Source organism: Dyadobacter jiangsuensis (genome assembly GCF_003014695.1).
In the GTDB taxonomy this organism is placed as follows: domain Bacteria; phylum Bacteroidota; class Bacteroidia; order Cytophagales; family Spirosomataceae; genus Dyadobacter; species Dyadobacter jiangsuensis.
Genome location: NZ_PYAS01000019.1, coordinates 1 through 18,205, shown reverse-complemented (window position 1 = coordinate 18,205; position 18,205 = coordinate 1). Strand labels below are relative to the sequence as shown.

The 18,205-nt window shown below is 49.5% G+C and carries 14 protein-coding genes; 8 read left to right on the top strand and 6 right to left on the bottom strand.

Features of this window, described 5'->3' with window-relative positions:
* Positions 1-28: 28 nt before the first annotated feature.
* From CLV60_RS29685 to CLV60_RS29665, 5 genes are read left to right on the top strand one after another with little or no spacing between them, the layout of a single operon-like run.
* Entirely contained in the window at positions 29-2,011 is a 1,983-nt protein-coding gene (locus CLV60_RS29685; protein ID WP_106599043.1) for an ArnT family glycosyltransferase, read from the top strand.
* A gap of 15 nt (positions 2,012-2,026) precedes the next feature.
* Positions 2,027-2,428: a hypothetical protein gene (locus CLV60_RS29680; RefSeq protein ID WP_106599042.1), complete on the top strand. Its 402-nt coding sequence runs from the start codon at positions 2,027-2,029 to the stop codon at positions 2,426-2,428.
* A 26-nt stretch (positions 2,429-2,454) separates the two neighbouring features.
* The gene (locus CLV60_RS29675) at positions 2,455-2,859 is read left to right on the top strand and encodes a ketosteroid isomerase-related protein (protein WP_106599041.1); all 405 of its coding nucleotides are present in this window, start codon (positions 2,455-2,457) and stop codon (positions 2,857-2,859) included.
* The gene (locus CLV60_RS29670; protein ID WP_106599040.1) at positions 2,856-3,458 is read left to right on the top strand and encodes a GNAT family N-acetyltransferase; all 603 of its coding nucleotides are present in this window, start codon (positions 2,856-2,858) and stop codon (positions 3,456-3,458) included. The genes CLV60_RS29675 and CLV60_RS29670 overlap by 4 nt, the downstream gene beginning before the upstream one ends.
* Positions 3,459-3,463: 5 nt before the next feature.
* Positions 3,464-4,366, top strand: coding sequence for a carbon-nitrogen hydrolase family protein (locus CLV60_RS29665; RefSeq protein ID WP_106599039.1), 903 nt, complete (start codon positions 3,464-3,466; stop codon positions 4,364-4,366).
* A gap of 74 nt (positions 4,367-4,440) precedes the next feature.
* On the opposite strand, the gene CLV60_RS29660 is transcribed toward CLV60_RS29665, so the two are convergent.
* Positions 4,441-5,979, bottom strand: coding sequence for a tail fiber domain-containing protein (locus tag CLV60_RS29660; RefSeq protein ID WP_106599038.1), 1,539 nt, complete (start codon positions 5,977-5,979; stop codon positions 4,441-4,443).
* A 647-nt stretch (positions 5,980-6,626) separates the two neighbouring features.
* Here CLV60_RS29660 and CLV60_RS29655 point away from each other — a divergent pair.
* Positions 6,627-8,057 (top strand): T9SS type A sorting domain-containing protein, encoded by a 1,431-nt coding sequence (locus CLV60_RS29655; RefSeq protein WP_106599037.1) that lies wholly within the window; start codon positions 6,627-6,629, stop codon positions 8,055-8,057.
* 60 nt (positions 8,058-8,117) lie between these two features.
* Here the strand turns inward: CLV60_RS29655 and CLV60_RS29650 are convergent, their stop codons facing one another.
* The 3 genes from CLV60_RS29650 to CLV60_RS29640 are packed head-to-tail and all read right to left on the bottom strand — an operon-like array spanning position 8,118 to position 12,438.
* A complete protein-coding gene (locus CLV60_RS29650) occupies positions 8,118-9,881 on the bottom strand; it encodes a PQQ-dependent sugar dehydrogenase (RefSeq protein ID WP_106599036.1) in 1,764 nt (587 codons plus the stop codon).
* An 11-nt stretch (positions 9,882-9,892) separates the two neighbouring features.
* A complete protein-coding gene (locus tag CLV60_RS29645; protein ID WP_106599035.1) occupies positions 9,893-11,140 on the bottom strand; it encodes an amidohydrolase/deacetylase family metallohydrolase in 1,248 nt (415 codons plus the stop codon).
* Between the two features lie 5 nt (positions 11,141-11,145).
* Positions 11,146-12,438, bottom strand: a complete 1,293-nt coding sequence (locus CLV60_RS29640; RefSeq protein WP_106599113.1) for an amidohydrolase/deacetylase family metallohydrolase — start codon at positions 12,436-12,438, stop codon at positions 11,146-11,148.
* Positions 12,439-13,360: 922 nt separating this feature from the next.
* Between CLV60_RS29640 and CLV60_RS29630 the strand changes: the two genes are divergently transcribed.
* Positions 13,361-14,395, top strand: a complete 1,035-nt coding sequence (locus tag CLV60_RS29630) for a hypothetical protein (protein ID WP_106599033.1) — start codon at positions 13,361-13,363, stop codon at positions 14,393-14,395.
* 11 nt (positions 14,396-14,406) lie between these two features.
* Positions 14,407-16,296, top strand: a complete 1,890-nt coding sequence (locus tag CLV60_RS29625; RefSeq protein ID WP_106599032.1) for a YjbH domain-containing protein — start codon at positions 14,407-14,409, stop codon at positions 16,294-16,296.
* Positions 16,297-16,354: 58 nt separating this feature from the next.
* Here the strand turns inward: CLV60_RS29625 and CLV60_RS29620 are convergent, their stop codons facing one another.
* Positions 16,355-16,780 carry a hypothetical protein gene (locus tag CLV60_RS29620; protein ID WP_106599031.1) on the bottom strand — a complete coding sequence of 142 codons (426 nt, stop codon included), beginning with the start codon at positions 16,778-16,780 and terminating at the stop codon, positions 16,355-16,357.
* A gap of 75 nt (positions 16,781-16,855) precedes the next feature.
* Positions 16,856-17,743 carry a dienelactone hydrolase family protein gene (locus CLV60_RS29615; protein ID WP_106599030.1) on the bottom strand — a complete coding sequence of 296 codons (888 nt, stop codon included), beginning with the start codon at positions 17,741-17,743 and terminating at the stop codon, positions 16,856-16,858.
* Positions 17,744-18,205: the final 462 nt, after the last annotated feature.

Here is an 18,205-nt window from a genome sequence, read left to right as displayed (position 1 = left end):
ATATTTGCCGAACAGGACTTCCTTAACTATGATCTTTTTGATCCCGACGGCGATGGTGCTGGCCACAGCAAATTGCTACGTGGCATTTTACAGAAACGCGGAGCAGCTCTTTCGCCGTTCGCTGATTTCCGCCGCCATTGTTATATTTATCTTCATCGCCATCAGCACGGAGGCATTAGGATTATTCAATCTGATCAACCGGATTGCTATCGCCGCCATCTGGATCGTTTTCAATATCACCCTGGCCATCGCATGGTTTCGGCTGAAAAGCATTCATGGCCTGACTTTCGCGGCCATTGCGGAGCGCTGGCTGAATGGCACCCGAAATTTTTGCCGGGAACTCGGCACTTTCACAGTTGCCATGCTGGCCGTCCTTGCCTCGGTTACCCTGATAGTTGCCGTAGCCGCGATTCCAAATAACCAGGACTCCCTCAGCTATCACCTGAGCCGGCTGGGCTACTGGATACAACAAGGCAACGTGGCGCATTATGCCTCGCACATCGAGCGCTCGATCTCTTTCAGTCCTTTTTCAGAATACGTTCATCTGCATACCTTTCTGCTCTCAGGCTCGGAGCGGTATTTCCAGCTTTTGCAATGGTGCTGCCTCGCGGGCGTACTGGCGCTGGTCTCCATGATTATCCGGCTTTTTTCAAGCACGCCGGCAACGCTTCGTATCGGCCTGTGCTTTGCCGCCACTCTGCCGATCGTCGTCCTCGAATCGATGACGACCCAGAATGACCTTGTTGTGGCTTTTTTTGTCCTGGCAGCCGTATTTTTTATTTTTGATTATATCCGGAATCACCATCTGGCTAGCCTGTACCTGATTCCGCTGTGCTGTGCGGTCGGGATGATGACGAAGGGAACATTCCTCTTTTACGTGCTTCCGTTCGGCATCTACCTGTTTATTGCGATGGTTCGCAAATCGGCCTTCCGGAAACACATTATCACGTTCGTCGCCGCTGCCCTAATCCTCACGCTGGCCGTCAATGTTCCGTATTGGTACCGGACCTACGAGATCTTCGCATCACCCGTAGGCACTCTCAGTTCGGGGAATCAAAACACTTTTACCGGCCCGGCCGATTACATTTCATCAGTCAGCAAGCACACTTTTCTTCATCTGGGCTTCGTCTCGCCAGGGAACCGGTACAACGACTTCCTCCTGAACCAGCTACAAAATCTCCACGCCGCGATGGGCATTCCGCTTGATGTACCGCGCCTTGGGATGCCGTTCAAGATGAACAAGCTGAATTTCAATGAGGATTTTGCCCATAATTTCTTTGGAATCTGGCTGATTATTTTCAGCATTCCGCTCCTGATTTTCACACGCCTGCCCAAAGCCGCCAAATGGTATGGCTGGCTGAGTTTCCTCAGCATACTGGTTTTCTGCTTTTTTATCAGCTACCAGACTTACGGCTCACGGCTGCACATTCCATTCTTCCTCCTGGCAGCTCCCGTTGTGGGCCTTACTTACGGCTCGGTCTTGCCCGCATGGCCGGCCCGGCTGCTGCCTTTCCTGCTTTGGATAGCGGCGCTGCCGTTCGCATTACTCAGCTCGGCACACCCGTTTCTTTCCACGAAATGGTTTTTTGAGAAAATTTTCCCGCCTATCAATTCGGCATTGCATCTCAACATCCGCATCGACGCTGCCAACCTGAACCTCAAACAGGAAAGCGTCTTTTACGCCAGTCCGGGACGGCTGTTCTGGGGCGACCACTGGCCCGCAACCGAAATACTTTTAAAACAGGTGAATGCACTCAATCCGCAAAAAATCGGTTTTGTTTTTACAGAAGCCAGTTTCGACTATGCTTACCAGTTCCTGTTAAGAAAACCCGGACGCACATTTGCGCACGTACGCGTGGCGAATCCGTCGCAGATACTGGAAGACCCGACATTTCAGCCCGACGTGATCATCGCCGAGAAGAATGACGGACCGGGATTTGACTATCACGAAAAATCCTATCGGCTCGCGATGGAAAGTGACGGCAAGTGGCTCTATGTTCCGTCAAAATGACCCTATTTAATTGCTATGAAGTTTTTTAAGAACAAAAAGAATGTCTTGCTGCTCGCATTGGTAGTCATTATCGGCTACATCGTTTACGACTCCGCTTCGCAGCCTACCGTATCCGACTTGCAAGGCGGGTTTCGGGAAGTAGCTATGTACCGGAATGCGAACAACACCGGGCCGATCGTCCGGGTATATGCCGTGAGTGTCGTGGACACGCTTTCAAAGGAAATGCGCCAATACGGTGACCTTATGCCGTATACCAAATATGGCACTACGACGGTCTATTTTTTCAACGCCGCAAAACCGTCCCCGAACACCCTGGCCGCCACGGAGCCGCATTTCGACGCGAAATTCGCCTCCGGCTGTATTGCCGTGTATCGCAAAGACGCCAATGGGCAGGTTTCACTGGGCCCTTTACATTGAATAGTTTTTGAATAAATATGAAACAAATGACTGCACTCGAAATCGTACAACAATATTATGAAGCCTTCAATGCGAAAAACTGGAAAGGCATGCTCGCATTGCTCCACCCGGAAGTAAGACATGAAGCCAACCAGGGCGACGTGCGCATCGGACTGGAAAAATTTACGGCATTTCTCCAAAAAATGGACGAAGCCTACGAAGAAACCCTGACCGATATGGTGTTTTTCAGCGAACCTCAGAATAAACGTGTTGCGGTCGAGTTCATCGTGAATGGCATTTACAAGCAGGCAGAAGAAGGGCTTCCCGAGGCGCACGGGCAATCATACGTTTTACCGGCCGGGGCATTCCTCGAAGTAACCGACGGCAAGATCAGCCGCGTAACCACCTACTACAATCTGCCGCTCTGGATCGAGCTCGTTTCCAAGCCATGACCTCCGAACTGACATTCGTCCGGAAAACCGGTGCAGACATTGCAGAAGTTTTCGATGACCTGGCCAAGCTGCGCATTGCTGTTTTCAGGGACTACCCCTATTTGTACGAGGGTAGTGTGGAATATGAACTAGGCTATTTAAAAACCTACCTGCAATCGGAGCGCTCCTTTCTTTTTGCTGTTTATGACGGCGATAAAATGGTGGGTGCAACGACCTGTATTCCGCTTCAAGACGAAACAGCAGAAGTCCGTAAACCTTTCGAGGATGCCGGTTTCGACATCGGAACTATCTGCTATTTCGGGGAAAGCATCCTTTTGTCTGCCTACCGCGGACATGGACTTGGGCACCGCTTTTTCGACGAGCGCGAGGCCCACGCACGTAACCTGGGTGTTTTCGAAACCTGCTGTTTCTGTTCCGTCGACCGGGGCGATAACCACCCGCTTAAACCGTCGGACTATCGTCCGAACGACGCATTCTGGCTCAAACGTGGTTACCGCAAGGAACCGGCATTACAAAGTACCATGGAATGGCCCGATTTGGGAGAAACTACCTCTACTCCTAAAACCATGATTTTCTGGACCAAACCGCTCAACCATTAGCCCTTATGCACCAAGTAACCATCGCTTCGGCACAATATCCCATTACCGAGCATCGGGATTTCACCTCATGGCAGCAGCATACCGAAAAATGGGTGGCCGATGCGGCCATTCGGGGTGCTGAGCTATTGCTTTTCCCTGAATACGGAGCCATGGAGCTGGTTAGCATTTTCGAGGACGATGTGCGCAACGATATCCGGCGCCAGATACATGATTTGAACGGCCTGAGGGCCGATTTCTGTGCGACTTTCGAAGCACTTGCCCGCAAATACCGCGTTATCATCGTCGCTCCGAGCATTCCGGTGATCGAGGGTGATAAGAAACTCAACCGGGCCTTCGTATTCTCAACCAACGGCCTGGCAGGCTACCAGGACAAATTTTTCATGACCCGCTTCGAAAACGAACAATGGGGCATCGACAGCGCTCCCAAGCAGCTTACGGTGTTCGAGGCATCGTGGGGCAAATTCGGCATTCAGATCTGTTACGACGTCGAATTCCCGATTGGCGCACAGAAACTCTGCGAAGCGGGCGCCAGTCTGATCCTCGCGCCGAGCTGCACGGAAACCATCCGGGGTGCCACGCGCGTACACGTAGGCGCCCGCGCCCGCGCACTCGAGAACCAGGCCTTTACAGTCGTGTCCCAAACCGTGGGGGAAGCATTATGGTCGCCTGCCGTGGATCTCAACTACGGCTTCGCGGCATGCTACACCACCCCTGATAAGAACATGCCCGAAGAAGGCATTATCGCCGACAGAACCCCGCAGGAAGAAGGCTGGCTGATTCAAACGGTCGATTTTTCGCTTACTGACGAAGTCCGAAGGGACGGTCATGTGTTCAATTTCAGGGACCAGGCGCGGATGTCGATAGGGCTGGTGGAAGAAACAGTTTCTGTTGTTTTCAGATCCTTATAAAACAAAATAGCTGCATTCAAGTTGAATGCAGCTATAACCTTCTCTCTCTCTCTCTCTCTCTCTCTCTTAAACCTCTATTTTGCCATTGTTTCAGCGCGTTGTGACGATAGCTGGTCAAGCCGGGTTACGATCGTGGCCAGTTTATCATTCATTGACTTGCTTTCCGCCCTCAAAGCAGCATTCTCTACTTCCAGCTTTGCATTCTGCTTCGCTAACTCCTTTACCGACTCGATCAAATGGGGAATCAAACCCGTATAGTTCAGTGATTTGAAGCCCTTCTCGTCCGTTTTTACGAGCTCCGGAAACAGTGCCTCCACCTCCTGGGCAACCAGACCTGTTTGGAGCGATTGATCGCGGTCTTTGTCTTTCCAGTAGTAATGGTACCCTTTCAGATGTGCGAGTTTTCCGAGGCTGGATGAAAGTGTGGAGAAGTCGCGTTTGAGGCGGCGGTCGGACGATTGACTTAATGTGCCTCCCAAAGCACCATTCCCAGCGTTGTCAACCCAGAAGCGCCATGCATTATTGATGAAAAAACCGATTTGCGCATCTGTTTTCATTCCCATGAAGCCATGCTCGATGTTTTGCGAGTTATTGAAATGTATACCGGATGTGGTGCCGTTATGCCTAATGCGCATGCGGCCGCCCAAGTCCAATAAATATTCGGGTGCCAATACATTGTTTCCTATTCCGAGATTTCCATTACGTAACATGGAGATTCCGCTCTTTCTGTCGTTCTGACTACTTCCATATCCCACTTGGAATATGATATCCGTCGGAAGAGGACTGGTTGGGTTTGGTATGTCGGGGGAAGCATTATACATTCCTACGGAGACGGTGCCATAGCCCTTGCTTAACGACCCCAGGCCACAGGCGACGCCGGAAGTACCGGAAGCTGACGAACTTTGTCCTATCGCGGTGGAAAATAGACCTGTTGCCGACGCACCCAAACCCACTGCGAAACTAAAATCTCCCTTAGCCAAGTTATCTCCACCAAATGCAACCGATTTCGCACCAATTTCAGAACCTTCCCATTTTCCATTAAGTGACTCACCGACTCGCAATGCCCCTTTAAAGGGATACCAAATCAATCGGTGCCCATCCCCTACCGCCGGTAGATAATATTTCTGTATATCCGGATCATTAACGTCGTTCGGGTCAATATCAGGTGCGAATTCAAACTTCTGCACCACCGGATAACCATCATTCCATTTGGTCGATTCCTTTGCTTGCATGGCATAAGGCACACTGAGCATTTGCGTGGTACCTAAGTCAGTATACGCCGAACCGCCGAGCGGGTCCATTTCCAGTTGAAGGAAATGCGGAAACGTTTTCCAGGGTATCGCTGCAAATGTGCCGCTTACAACATTGCCGCCGCCTATCTGAATATTGAAAATGCCGCCTGGGTTTGTCTGCGTGGAATGCGTTTCCTGATAAACCGTTGTGCCACCGATCGCTTCCGAATGAATTGTGAGACGAACGCCTATGATGGCGCTGGAAACTACCTTGCCATCCGCCTTTTTGGCTACGCCTTGAAAACTGAACTGCTGAGGAGCCTGCGCCAGGGCGAGCGTGATGTGCATTATCAAAGTGGTGCAAATTAAAAGTGCTTTCATCGTGTGCTGTTTTAGAATGATGGCGGCGAGTCTTGCCGGATGTCCGAACTCGACTGCTAAAAAGGGGTGACGAAAGCGGGGATCGCAAAAAGAATGAGCGAATGGCTGAAACAGATATGGCACCGGCAAATTATCTCCTGCCCGAAGCAAAGGTCTGGGTTTAGAATGGCAATGAAGGGCAAAAAATAGCAAATTCTGTCACACGCTCATGACATCTCAACGTATAGTATTACTTCACGGTATCAATCACCGAAGCATCCGCTCAAAGTAGGACTCTGCCAAGATTCACCCGGCCCATAAAATTGCACTTTTACAACACATCTACCTAACCAAGGCGAGGCTGCTCGCTAACCAATTAGATATATTTATAAATAGTCTTATTAAAATCAATTAAGGTTACAAAATAGTTTGAATCTTACATAAATAACTGTCAATCAGTTATATAAAAATAAATGTACGCAATTGGATACATTTATTCTATATCAATAAACAACTAAATTTACTGCAATAAGTATTATTTTTACATTCACGTATACTATCGAATCGTTTAGTAAAAAATACTTTACCAAGTTTACAACTTTGTAACTATTTCAAGATATTGGAAGTATATTGTTCTATCATTATTTAGTCACTAAACGTCCTCTATCATGAAATCTCTCTACCTCTGGGTATGTATTGTCCTTGCGGCAATTTCTATCCCTGCTAAGTCGCTCGCGCAGTGCGCATTGGTTGAGCCGGCAATTGAATTAAACAGTGTTTCTCCCAGCGGCGACAATTGCAATGTGAACGTCAACCTTTCGTTCACGATCGACAAAAACAATGGCAACAAGTTCACCTATGTGCATTTGTGGAAACCTGCCGACTATCCTGACATTGATTACAAAAAAGCACCGAAAGCAGCCGACCTGGGTGCCGTGCTTGCGACACTGGCTATTGATACAGACGGCGCAGTGTCATTGTTGTCAACTTACAGCGCCGACGGCACTGTTATACCTTTATTTACTGGACTGACTATCATGGAAGAAGACTTGGGAGGAGGAAAGTCTCGTATTACAATTAATAACATCCAGTTCCCGGTCCCAGGTGCATGTGAGGACCTTCCTATACTTAAGGGAGACGTGTGGTCGAGCCAGGCATCCAGCGCAAACCCTCCTGTGCATTGCTATGCAGAAGGTTTCAATTTGCAAATCAATGACCCCGTTATTACCGGCAAAATTAACTGTAATGAGCCCGAAGGCCCTCGTACTTATGATTTGAGTATCGTTTCCACCAATCCTACCGCATTTGAAGTTTCATATACCTTATACCTTGACGACGGTGTGTTGACAAACGGAATGACTACTTTCGGTGCTGGCGATGAGCCTTTCTACACAAGCGGCGCTACTAACCTTTCGTCATCCCAGCCTATCCAAAGTAAGGACGAAGCTTATCCATATGATTTCCTGGAAGATAAACGTACAATCTGGGTCGTGCTGACAGGCGCGAGCTTACCCAATGCAATTGTAGCCGAGCTGCAAAACGGCTGTACCATCACATTGCCCGTTACCTTGGCGCGTTTCAACGGAACGCTGCTGGATAATGCAGTCAGTCTTTCTTGGACTACTACCGAGGAAAGCGGTAGCAGCCACTTCAATATTGAGAGAAGTGCTGATGCGAAAGAGTTCGTTCAACTTGGCCGCGTAGAGGCAAAGGGTAATTCCTCCGCAACGCAGCAATACAAATTCCTGGACAGCAGACCATTTACGGGAACGAACTATTATCGCCTCAAAATGGTCGATGCGGATGGGAAGTTTGAGTTTTCGCGGATGATTTCCATTGATAATGGTGCCAACAGCGTTGCATTCGAGCTTCTGGGCAATCCAGCCTCAGGACGGGAGATCAAATTCCTGCTTAAAAACGAAAATGCAGCAAACGTGAGCCTATTTGATTTGTCGGGTAAAGCCATACGGTTCTCGCTAAGTCAAACCGGCAACGAATTTACCCTGAAACCTAAGGGCGGCATTTCGTCAGGGCTTTACATTCTGTCATTGCAACGTAGTAATGCCAGTGCGATCACCAAGAAAGTACTGCTGCCTTAATCCATTGAATCCATCTTTTGACACGCCCGCCGGAATATTTCGGCGGGCGTTTTGCTTGTGTTAGTTACCCAATACCCGCTGCACGTCGCTTACCGAAATGGCATCGGCATCATTTCCGAAATTCTTGCGGATATAGGTAAGCACCTGCGCCATTTCCTCCGCTTTGAGGAAATCGTGCTTCGGCATCAGATCATTATAAGGTTTACCAGCCACCTGAATTGGCCCTTCCAGCCCCTTGGCAACCACCTCTATCAGTCGTTTTTTATTACCAGTCACCCATTCGGATCCGGCAAGCGGCGGAAAACGGCTGCCGTCGCCAAGACCGTTCCGCTGATGGCAAGGCGTGCAATAGGTATTATATATGCGCTGGCCAAGTGCTTTGGTCTTAATATCAAGATTATCAACTATTTCATCAGGTGTACGGATGTGTGCAAGCTGTTTATGCTTCTCCATCGATGCGAGCTGATTTGCACCAAAACCCTTCTTATCGCCTTTAAACATAATCCGCCACACCTTGCCTTTGCGCGAATCGGTGATATACAATGAGCCATCCGGCCCTTCGGCGAGCCCCATCGGCCTGAATTTCGCGTCGCTCACATTGATAATCGGGTCCACTCCCGCAAAGCCGTCTGCAAATACCTCCCATTCGTCGGAAGGCTTACCATTGCGGAACGGAACAAAACATACAAAATAGCCAGCCTGCGGATAAGGCGCCCGATTGGTAGAACCGTGGAAGGCAATGAATGCTCCATGTTTGTAACGCTCGGGAAACTGGCTTCCCTGATAAAAAAGCACGTCGTTAGGCGCCCAGTGCCCCGGAAACCCGATCAGCGGCTTTTGGAATTTGGCCCCTTCCCCTTCCTTTTTACCGTCACCGCCATATTCCGGATTGAGCATTTTCTTCCCTTTCATCTGGTCGTAGTAATAATACGGCCAGCCCACGTTGGTTCCCTGGGTTACTTTCACAAACTCTTCAGAGGGAAGCACCGCACTCTGCCAGGCAGTGAAAAGCTCCGGAAACAGGCGGTGGAGGTTGTCGCGGCCATGAACCACCGCGTAGAGGCTCTTGTCAGAGGGATTCCAGCGCATACCTACAATACTTCGCAACCCGGTGGCATACAACGATCCATCGGCCTGCGTCTGGTTTAGCTTGTCGGCGCTGAACTTCCATATTCCACCGTGTTTTTCGAGATCCGGACACGGGTTTATTCCGGCACTGCCCGGTTTTCCGCCGGGCGAATTCACCATATCCTGGCAGGCATCCGAAGGCGCGCCGAAAGGAACGTACATATTCCCCTCATCGTCGAAAGCCATGGGCTTGGTAATATGCCAATGCGCGCCATGTTCGTGATCATCCTGGAGAATCAGCTCGGTTTTTTCGTCAGGCAGGAGCTGACCGGGAATGAGTTTACTACGATAAACCGCAAGAGAAGAGCTGTAATAGAGGTACCCATTCCGAATGGTGATCCCATTAGCGAGGCTGCTATGATCCTGGTAGTTGCCGAAATTGCGGATGATATCGGCCTTACCGTCGCCATTGGTATCCCTGAGCGCTACCGTACCGCCGCCCTGGCCTTTGCCTAAATAGCGGAGTTTGATATAAATGTCGCCATTGGTGTTCACAACAATGTGCCGTGCCAGACCGGTGCTGTCGGCCACCACGAGCGTTTCAAAACCATCGGGTGTTGTGAGCCCGCCATTGTTGGGATCACCGGCGGGCAGCTTATCCTGCCGCAAATGAGTAGCGCCCGCCAGTGCGAGCGTGACAAGCACAAGGCTGAGGTACGTACCCGGTATTGTAAATTTGATATGACGAAAATGCATAACGAGTTCAGTTAAAATCCTTTTTTCTTTGCGGCTAACCCATTCAGATCCCAAACGATCTTGCCCTGGCGGACTGTCAGCTCGACTTCCAGCTTACGGTTACCCCGAAGGCTATTACCTGCAGAATCCATAAATCCGAAATCGCCTTCCCTCAAATGGAACAACACGATATCGGCAGGATTACCTTCTTTAAGACTGCCCAGCTCCGGATGCCGGATAGCCCTTGCGGCGTTCGACGTCGCAATTTCCACCACCTGTTCGAGGGAAAGACCCATTGCCATGAATTTCGACATGACATTGGCCATATCTTTCATACCCGAGTTCATGCTGAAACGGTGTAAGTCGGTACCAAAGGAATTCGGGTAGAAACCCTGCTTCACCGCCGGTAGTGCCTGATCGAACCAGAAACCGGCACCACCATGACCGAGATCAAACAAGATGCCCCTTTTCCGAGCCGCGAGGACAAACGGGCGCACCTGTCCATCTTCCCCGACTACCGGCATACGCTCTTTGATATGTTCGAAGGTGTGGGTAATGATATCGCCGGGCCTCATCCTGGCCAGCTGATCTTCGAGGGAATATTCGGGCAAATGGCATTCTACAAAAAGCGGCTTGCCGGCCTGCCTGGCGGCATTCAACGCGTTGTCAAACGGCGTCCATTCCTTGCCGTTATAATGCCCGATCTTCACGCCGGTAATAATATCTGGGTATTGCTTTATAAGTGCGACGGCAGAGTCGACATTCATATCCGACAAATCCTGCTCATGCGCCGCACCAGTCATTCCGCCACCGGAAATGTTCAAAAATGCGAGAATACGTGTTTTGGACTGGTCGATCACCTGTTTCTTGAATGCCGGAAAGCTGCGCCAACCCGAAGTGCCTGCATCCACCACAGTGGTAACGCCGGAACGGAACGTGAAATCATCGGGGGAAACGCTGTTGACACCATTTGCGAACTGCCCCGCCTCCGTACCTACGAAAACGTGCGTATGCGGATCGATAAAACCCGGACTGAGATATAGACCGGCCGCATTGATCATCTGCGCAGCTGTTTCGCCGATATCCGGGGCTACTTTCGCGATTTTGCCCTGATTGATCGCTACATCCATTTTACCAGCCCTCGAATTAGCGGGGTCGATTACCTGCGCACCTTTGATTATCAGCTCGTAGGTTTGCGCAAAAGCCTTTGGAGATACCGCCCATACAAGCCACAAGCCGATCCAACCTGCAACGCGGACTTTTGAGATAATCGTTCTCATATCGCTCACTTGCCTTGTATTTCGGACTCCCATGCGGCGGCAGCGATTCCATTCAAATCCCACACGACCTTGCCCGCACGGAGTGTCAGCTCTGCTTCGAGCTTTTTATCCCCTTTCATCTTCAATCTGCGGGCGTCGATAAATCCAAAATCGCCGGTGCGAACACTGAAAACCGTAATATCAGCCTCCGAACCTACGCTCATACTGCCCAACTCGGGGCGCCTGATCACTTGTGCCGGGTTCCAGGTAACACGCAGGATCGCCTCTGATAATGGCACGCCCATGTTCAGGAACTTGGAAATGACGTTATCGAGGCCTTTCATGCCGCCGTTCATGCTGTCGGTGTGCAGGTCGGTACTGATCACATTTGCCAGAAAACCCTGCTTAATGGAAGGTATCGCCTGTCGCCATGCGAATGCGCCACCGCCATGTCCCACATCAAACACCAGGCCTTTTTTCTGCATTTCCAGTACGAAAGGCTTCACTTTGCCCTGCTCATCGACTACTGTTTCCCGATCGTTGGGTCCGTGTGCGTACGTATGTGTGAAAATATCGCCGGGCCGCAGGTACTCCCTGAACAGCTTTTCGATCGATAGCGGCGGCCGATGCTCCCCAAAATCGACCATTACCGGTACTTCTGCGAGTTTCCCGGCTTCCACGGCGCGTTGCACCTGGCTATAATCGCCCCAGTAATGTGCAGATTTGATGCCTACAATGATATTAGGATACAACCTTTTGATCATGTTAGCCACCATTTGCGGGTTCATATCGCTCAGGTCTTGCTCTTCATAGCGGCTCGCCATGCCGGTGCCGACAATGTTCAAAAAGGCCAAAACCCGCGTCTGCGCGCGGTCGATGGTCTGTGCCTTGAACTGCCGGAAATTTCGCCAGCCCGACGAACCTGCATCCACCACTGTCGTAACGCCCGTACGAAATGTAAAACCATCCGGAGCTACGCTGGTGGCGGCATTAGCGATATAGGCTTCCGGTGTGGTACCATTGAAAACGTGCACATGCATGTCAATAAAACCTGGCGCGACGTACATCCCCTTGGCTTCTACCACCTTTTTCGCTTGGGAAGCTGGAATCGCCGCTGCGACCTGTACGATCTTGCCGCCGGTAACGGCCACGTCCATTACACCGTCGATGCGGTTTTTAGGATCAATTACATGACCGCCTTTGATCAGCAGATCAATCGTTTGACAATAAGATGTCGCGGAGAAAAGTAGCATGAGCAGCCATGCCGCGGGAAACCGGATGCAAGCAGCCCGGAGCCAGAGCGAGTTGAAAAGTTTCATGAGAGGTTCAGGATAGTTGGACACGCTTAAAAAAGCACCCAGCTGCAATAATATAGTCTCTCGTTTTGAAAAAACTACAAAAAACCAACGATAATACCGCCACAGGCAGTTATTCCCAATGAATATTCACAATCACGATAACGCTACCAAAGAACGGCCCCAGCCGGACAGACTATTCCAGAAAAAACGACATTCTCTTCCCATCCGGCCATGTTACTTTTAAAAGAACAATTTTAAATATTCACTTTTCCATAAATCTAAATATCTCACTATCAATTATTTATAAAGTTGTAGAGATATTTTTATTTTGAAATTGAAATCTTATCCTTTAAACTTGTTGTAGATTTTATTTTACACGTAAGAAATGCTAAGTAAAATAACGTCTACATATTGCTAGTGGAATTCCAATTTGAATGGAAGCTCTGTCTGGATAGTAACTCACTCAACGTTAAAAGACATGATGGAAAATCCTTACCAACGGCTTTCGCCACGAGGCAATGTACCGCCCTTTCCGGCGGGGCTCTATCCGGGGCAACCGGATAATCCTACCCTACATTTTAAGTATTCAATTTTACGGACTTCCGTTTCGGGAAAGTCCCACCAACTTCCTCTTACTGATAATTGCGAAAATTCCTTTTGGAATGCGGGACAGGCGCGTGTGGTCATGATCATGCTTCATAACCAAATGGGTTATCAGATGATCTGACAGGAAACATATAGGAGTATCCGTTCGCTTATGCAGCTTGCCTTTCAAAGGCAATGCGTGCTATTGCCATGCGATTGGACACACCAGACTGTTTACACCCGGTAATCAGCCGACATTGGTCAGGCCTTCACAGGTTCACTGACCCGGGAAGATATTGCACTTATAGAACCAATTTAATAATCCGCCGAATATCCTTTTTCACTAAATCTAACTCGTATGAAAACACGTACTCTGAGATTACTTACCCTTCTGACGTTCCTCACATTCTTCCTTTATGAATGTAAGGACAAAGAAGCGGATTCACTCGAACCAGCCAACACTGAGCTTTCCAGCCAACTGGACAAGCTGGAAATGGCTCCTACCACACTCGAAGAAACACCGGACATCAAACTTGTGCCCGGAAAAGTGGAAGCCTCGGTTAAAACGCAGGAATTAAACAAATCGCTCAGCACAGTTACTGCCAGCAACATCCCTGCGAGCGTTTCAAAAGCGGCCGAAGAAGTATCTAGCTCGCTTTCACAGGCTGATATCAAGGCACTGAACGAAGTTTCGCCAGCACAAGCTACCAAAACAATGCTCAACTCCGAGCAGGTGCGTGCGATTCTGAGCAAAGCGTCTGCCGACGCGAAACTCCAAAGCTACCTTTCGTTGCTTACAGCGGCCAAGGTGGACGGGCTTCTTGACGGCAAGAGAACCGGCTCTGTAACTGCTGGATCTACCACCGGCCCGGCTATCGAAGCTGGTAACACTGACGACTGTATCGCCCGTGCGAACGAGAAGTTCGAAAAAACCAAGGAGCGCCTGGACGACAGCAAAGCAAAAGACCTGGGAAAGATCAATGACAACTACAACAAGGACCTGGAACGCATCCAGAAAAACCTTGAAAAATGTACAGGTGAAAACAATGCTGCGTATTTCGAGGCACTTCGTCAGGCCGGCATCAAGGTCGCAAACGACGCACTGGCAGCATTGGAAAAAGTAAAGCCATTCCTGCGCCCTGGCCAGTATGAATACCTTAAAGCGCTCATCAATGTTCAGTTGCTCGATTATCTGGACAAAGTGAACCAGCTGGAAGCAGCGAAAACTGCTACTTGTACTGAAATCGCTGAAAAAGCGAAAGCACGTGCAGAGGAAACCAAAAACTCAAACACTGCCCGCGTAGAAGCTAACTACAACGATGCTCTCGCAAAGGCAATCGAGTTGAGAGATAAAATGATCGCAAACTGCCACAACCAAGGCGGCGGCAAATAACGATACGGCGGATGATTCAATTTGTTAGAGGCAGAAGGGGGAATGTATTGTTTCCCTTTCTGCTTGCTCTATGTCTGGGCTCTCACGTACACGCACAAACGAATATTTCGGGTAAACCAGGACTGATCTACATCCCGTCGGCCCGACAGACGGATGACGCGGCATTTCAGTTTGGTTACCATTTCAATCCGATCCGATACGGGTTCAGGTTCAACCGCAAGAATTCGGAAGGAATTTACTTTGCCAATGTGACATTGCTTCCGAGGCTGGAAATCAACGTGAACCTGCTACGGATCAATCACGAGCTGAAACGTGGACAAAAAGGCATTGGAGACCGCCAGCTGGATATTAAATATGTCCTATTAAAAGAAACAGCCAAACGTCCCGCCGTTGCTATCATACTTTCCGCTCCCTTCGGAATCGACAACTCCTTATCCACCAATGCGCTCGTAGCGAGCAAAACGTTCTCGCTTGGCAACCGGCTCTATGCAGACGTTACCGCCGGATTCGGCAGCCCCATTTACGTTCAGCGCGACGAATCGGAAAAAAGCAATTACAATATTTTCGAAAGCCTCGAGATCATCAAGAAAAAGGATCTGTCCTACCGCTACCTCTCGGGACCGTTCGGAGGTTTCAACTTGCGGTTCGACAACAAGGCAGGTTTCATGGCCGAATGGGACAGCCAGCATATCAATGCGGGCCTCTATGCTACCCTTTTTAAACGCTGGACCGTTCAGGCCGGTGTATTGAACTTCGATCAGATTACCTTCGGCACTTCCTATGCGGTGAATATGCTCCCGCTTCCAAAGCGGTTACGCACTTACCAGGAAGCAGCCCGTGCCAAGCCGCCCAAACCTGCACCTGCTTCTGAAAAAGAACGTTTACTCAACAATTTTGAAAATCTGACCGTCGATTCCACATCAGGAAAGGTAGCCTACGAGCAGCGAATTTACCGCAATCCGTACATCGGTATGGTCGAAATGGAGCGTGCTCTGCCCGATTCGGGCAGCAGGGAGTTTATTCCTATGTTTCAGGGTGCGCCAATAGGAGCTTATAAGATGGGCAAAAGGATCAGTTACCGCCAACTTACGAAAGACGAAACCCCACGCTCAGGCTTTTTACTTAGTAAATACAAACTTGATTTCTGGCTTCAACCCGTATTTGCAGCCAATTTCGGCTACCGGGAAAAAACATTGCAAAGCAACACAAGCCTTTTACTCCAAACCCAGTTTTACCTCTGGAAAGGATTGGCTCTGAATGCCGGCGTGCTGTTCCCGATCACCAACGACATGGATAACCGCCCGAAGATCATCCGTCCGGCTCCCGTTTTTCTGAATCAGTTTCTTGCATTCGGGAAGCATTTCATCAGTGCATCGGCAGGCTATTTTTACAATGATCAATACGGTGCGAATATCCAGTACCGCCATCATGACCTCACCGGCCCGTGGTCGTTCGGCCTGGAAGGTGGCCTCACAGGGCTTTACTACTATACCAGAAGCGGAATTTATTACGAAAAAATGGATAACCTACTGCTCATCGCCGATGCCGCTTACCGGCTTTCCAAACCTGATCTGACATTGAAACTATCAGGCGGCAGATACCTTGCCGGCGACGAAGGAGCTCGATTTGACCTCATACGCCAGTTTACCAATGCTGAAATTGGCTTGTATGTAATGAAAACCCAAAACGGGACAACGGCAGGCTTCAATTTTGCGGTACCTATTCCGCCTGGAGGGATTGCTCAGGGGAGGAAAGCGAGATTTCGAACTACCGACGAGTTCCGCTGGGAATACAGCTACACCCGAGGATTCCGGATAGGCGAACGCTACCGCACAGGTTACCAGCTTGACCAAAAGCTACGGCAATACCACACCGACTATCTCAACAGACAAAGACCATAAAGCAAATTGCCCTGTGAAACGCTTTCACGATTCACAGGGCAATTTGCTTTTCTTTGCTTTATGGGCGCTCGAAGGTGAAGCTCTTAATGTCTCCGTACGCCACCGATCCGTCCGAAAGCAGTGCATAAGCACGATAGAAAAAGAAGTACTTCCCCTGAAAAGCATTACCCGTATAGATGAAATTGTTAATGCCCAGGGCAATTGGCTGATCAAACTGCATTCGGGCCCCGTGTTCAATCCGCGGCGTGTAGTCGGTATCGTTTTCCGCCCGGAAAAAACTCAGGTGCAAAATACCGTACTCTGTAACCGGCAGGTCGCCCAGCGAATCAACCTGCACTTTGAATCGCATTTTGAAGTCATCGGTATACTCGAATGCGGGCGTACTCAGCTTTATTCTCTTTGGGATAACATGATCCTGTAATGAACATGCATTGAGCCCTACCAGAAAACAAAGCGCTACAAATGTTCGTAAATGGCCTTTCATAACATCTTTTTGCTAATGATAAATAAGTTTCCTCTATCATCACAGACCAGACTACCTACCGAACCGCTGCCTTCGCTACGCCAATTTTTCCTTAAAAAAATCGATCGTACGTTTCCAGGCCAGTTCGGCGGCTGCCTTGTCGAAACGGGGAGTCGTGTCGTTGTGAAAACCGTGGTTTACCTCTGGATACATGAACGCCGTGTATTCCTTATGGTTTTCCTTCAGTGCCTTCTCATATGCGGGCCAACCTTCGTTCACACGCGTGTCCAGCCCTGCATAATGCAACAATAGCGGTGCTTGGATTCTCGGGACATCCTCGGTAGCTGGCTGTCCGCCATAAAAAGGTACCGATGCCGCCAGATCAGGAATGCGTACGGCCATCATGTTGGCAATACCACCACCAAAACAGAACCCAACCACGCCGATCTTTCCATTGCAGTCCTTGTGTTTTTTCAGATAATCAAAAGCAGCAATAAAATCTTCCTGCATTTCGTTCCGGTCGCGCTTGCTCTGCAATTCACGTCCTGCGTCGTCATTGCCTGGATACCCACCCAGAGGTGACAGTGCATCCGGCGCAATTGAAATGAACCCTGCGAGCGCTGCCCTGCGCGCAACGTCCTCAATATGCGGGTTCAATCCGCGGTTTTCATGTACCACCACAATTCCTCCAAGTTTCCCTTTCCCATCCACTGGCTTGGACAGCAGCGCTTTGATCGTCTTCCCACCCTTAGGCGAATCATAATTTACGTAATCCGATTGCAAGCGCGGATCGCCGACCTGGATCTGAATCTGGCCTTTGTAATCGGGCATCAGAAAACTCATCAGCGAAGCCACTGTAACGCCGCCCACAGCATAGGCTGACAAACTTTGCACAAAGTTACGGCGATCGATACGATCATGTGCATAGTCGTCGTAAAGGTCGAACACCTCCTGCTTAATATCTTCTTTTCTGAGCTCGGACATGGAAAAAAGGGATTATGGTGAAATGGATTTTCATAAAGTTAGGGGTAAAATCAATCTTGTATATGCAACCATAAACTGATTTTATCCTTTCCATTTCTATCGTCCTCATAAGGTTTGCGAGAATCCACACAGAGGAAGTCTATTGGGATTGGTTAGCTCCTTGAAGGTTGAATAATAAATCAACCTTTCAAAACCTCTGTAAACGCAAAAAAGCATCCTTTATGGGGATGCTTTTATTGTTTTTAATAATTGTGGCGGCTACCTACTTTACCGGGTTTGAACCGGGACGCGTAGTTCAAGTATCATCGGCGGATCCGGGCTTAACGGGTCGCGCTCGACTGGGGAGAGGTGAGTAACAGACCCCTAACGCGAAAAGCCCCTCCATCTGGACGGGCTTTCGTTTTTAATAATTGTGGCGGCTACCTACTTTACCGGGTTTGAACCGGGACGCGTAGTTCAAGT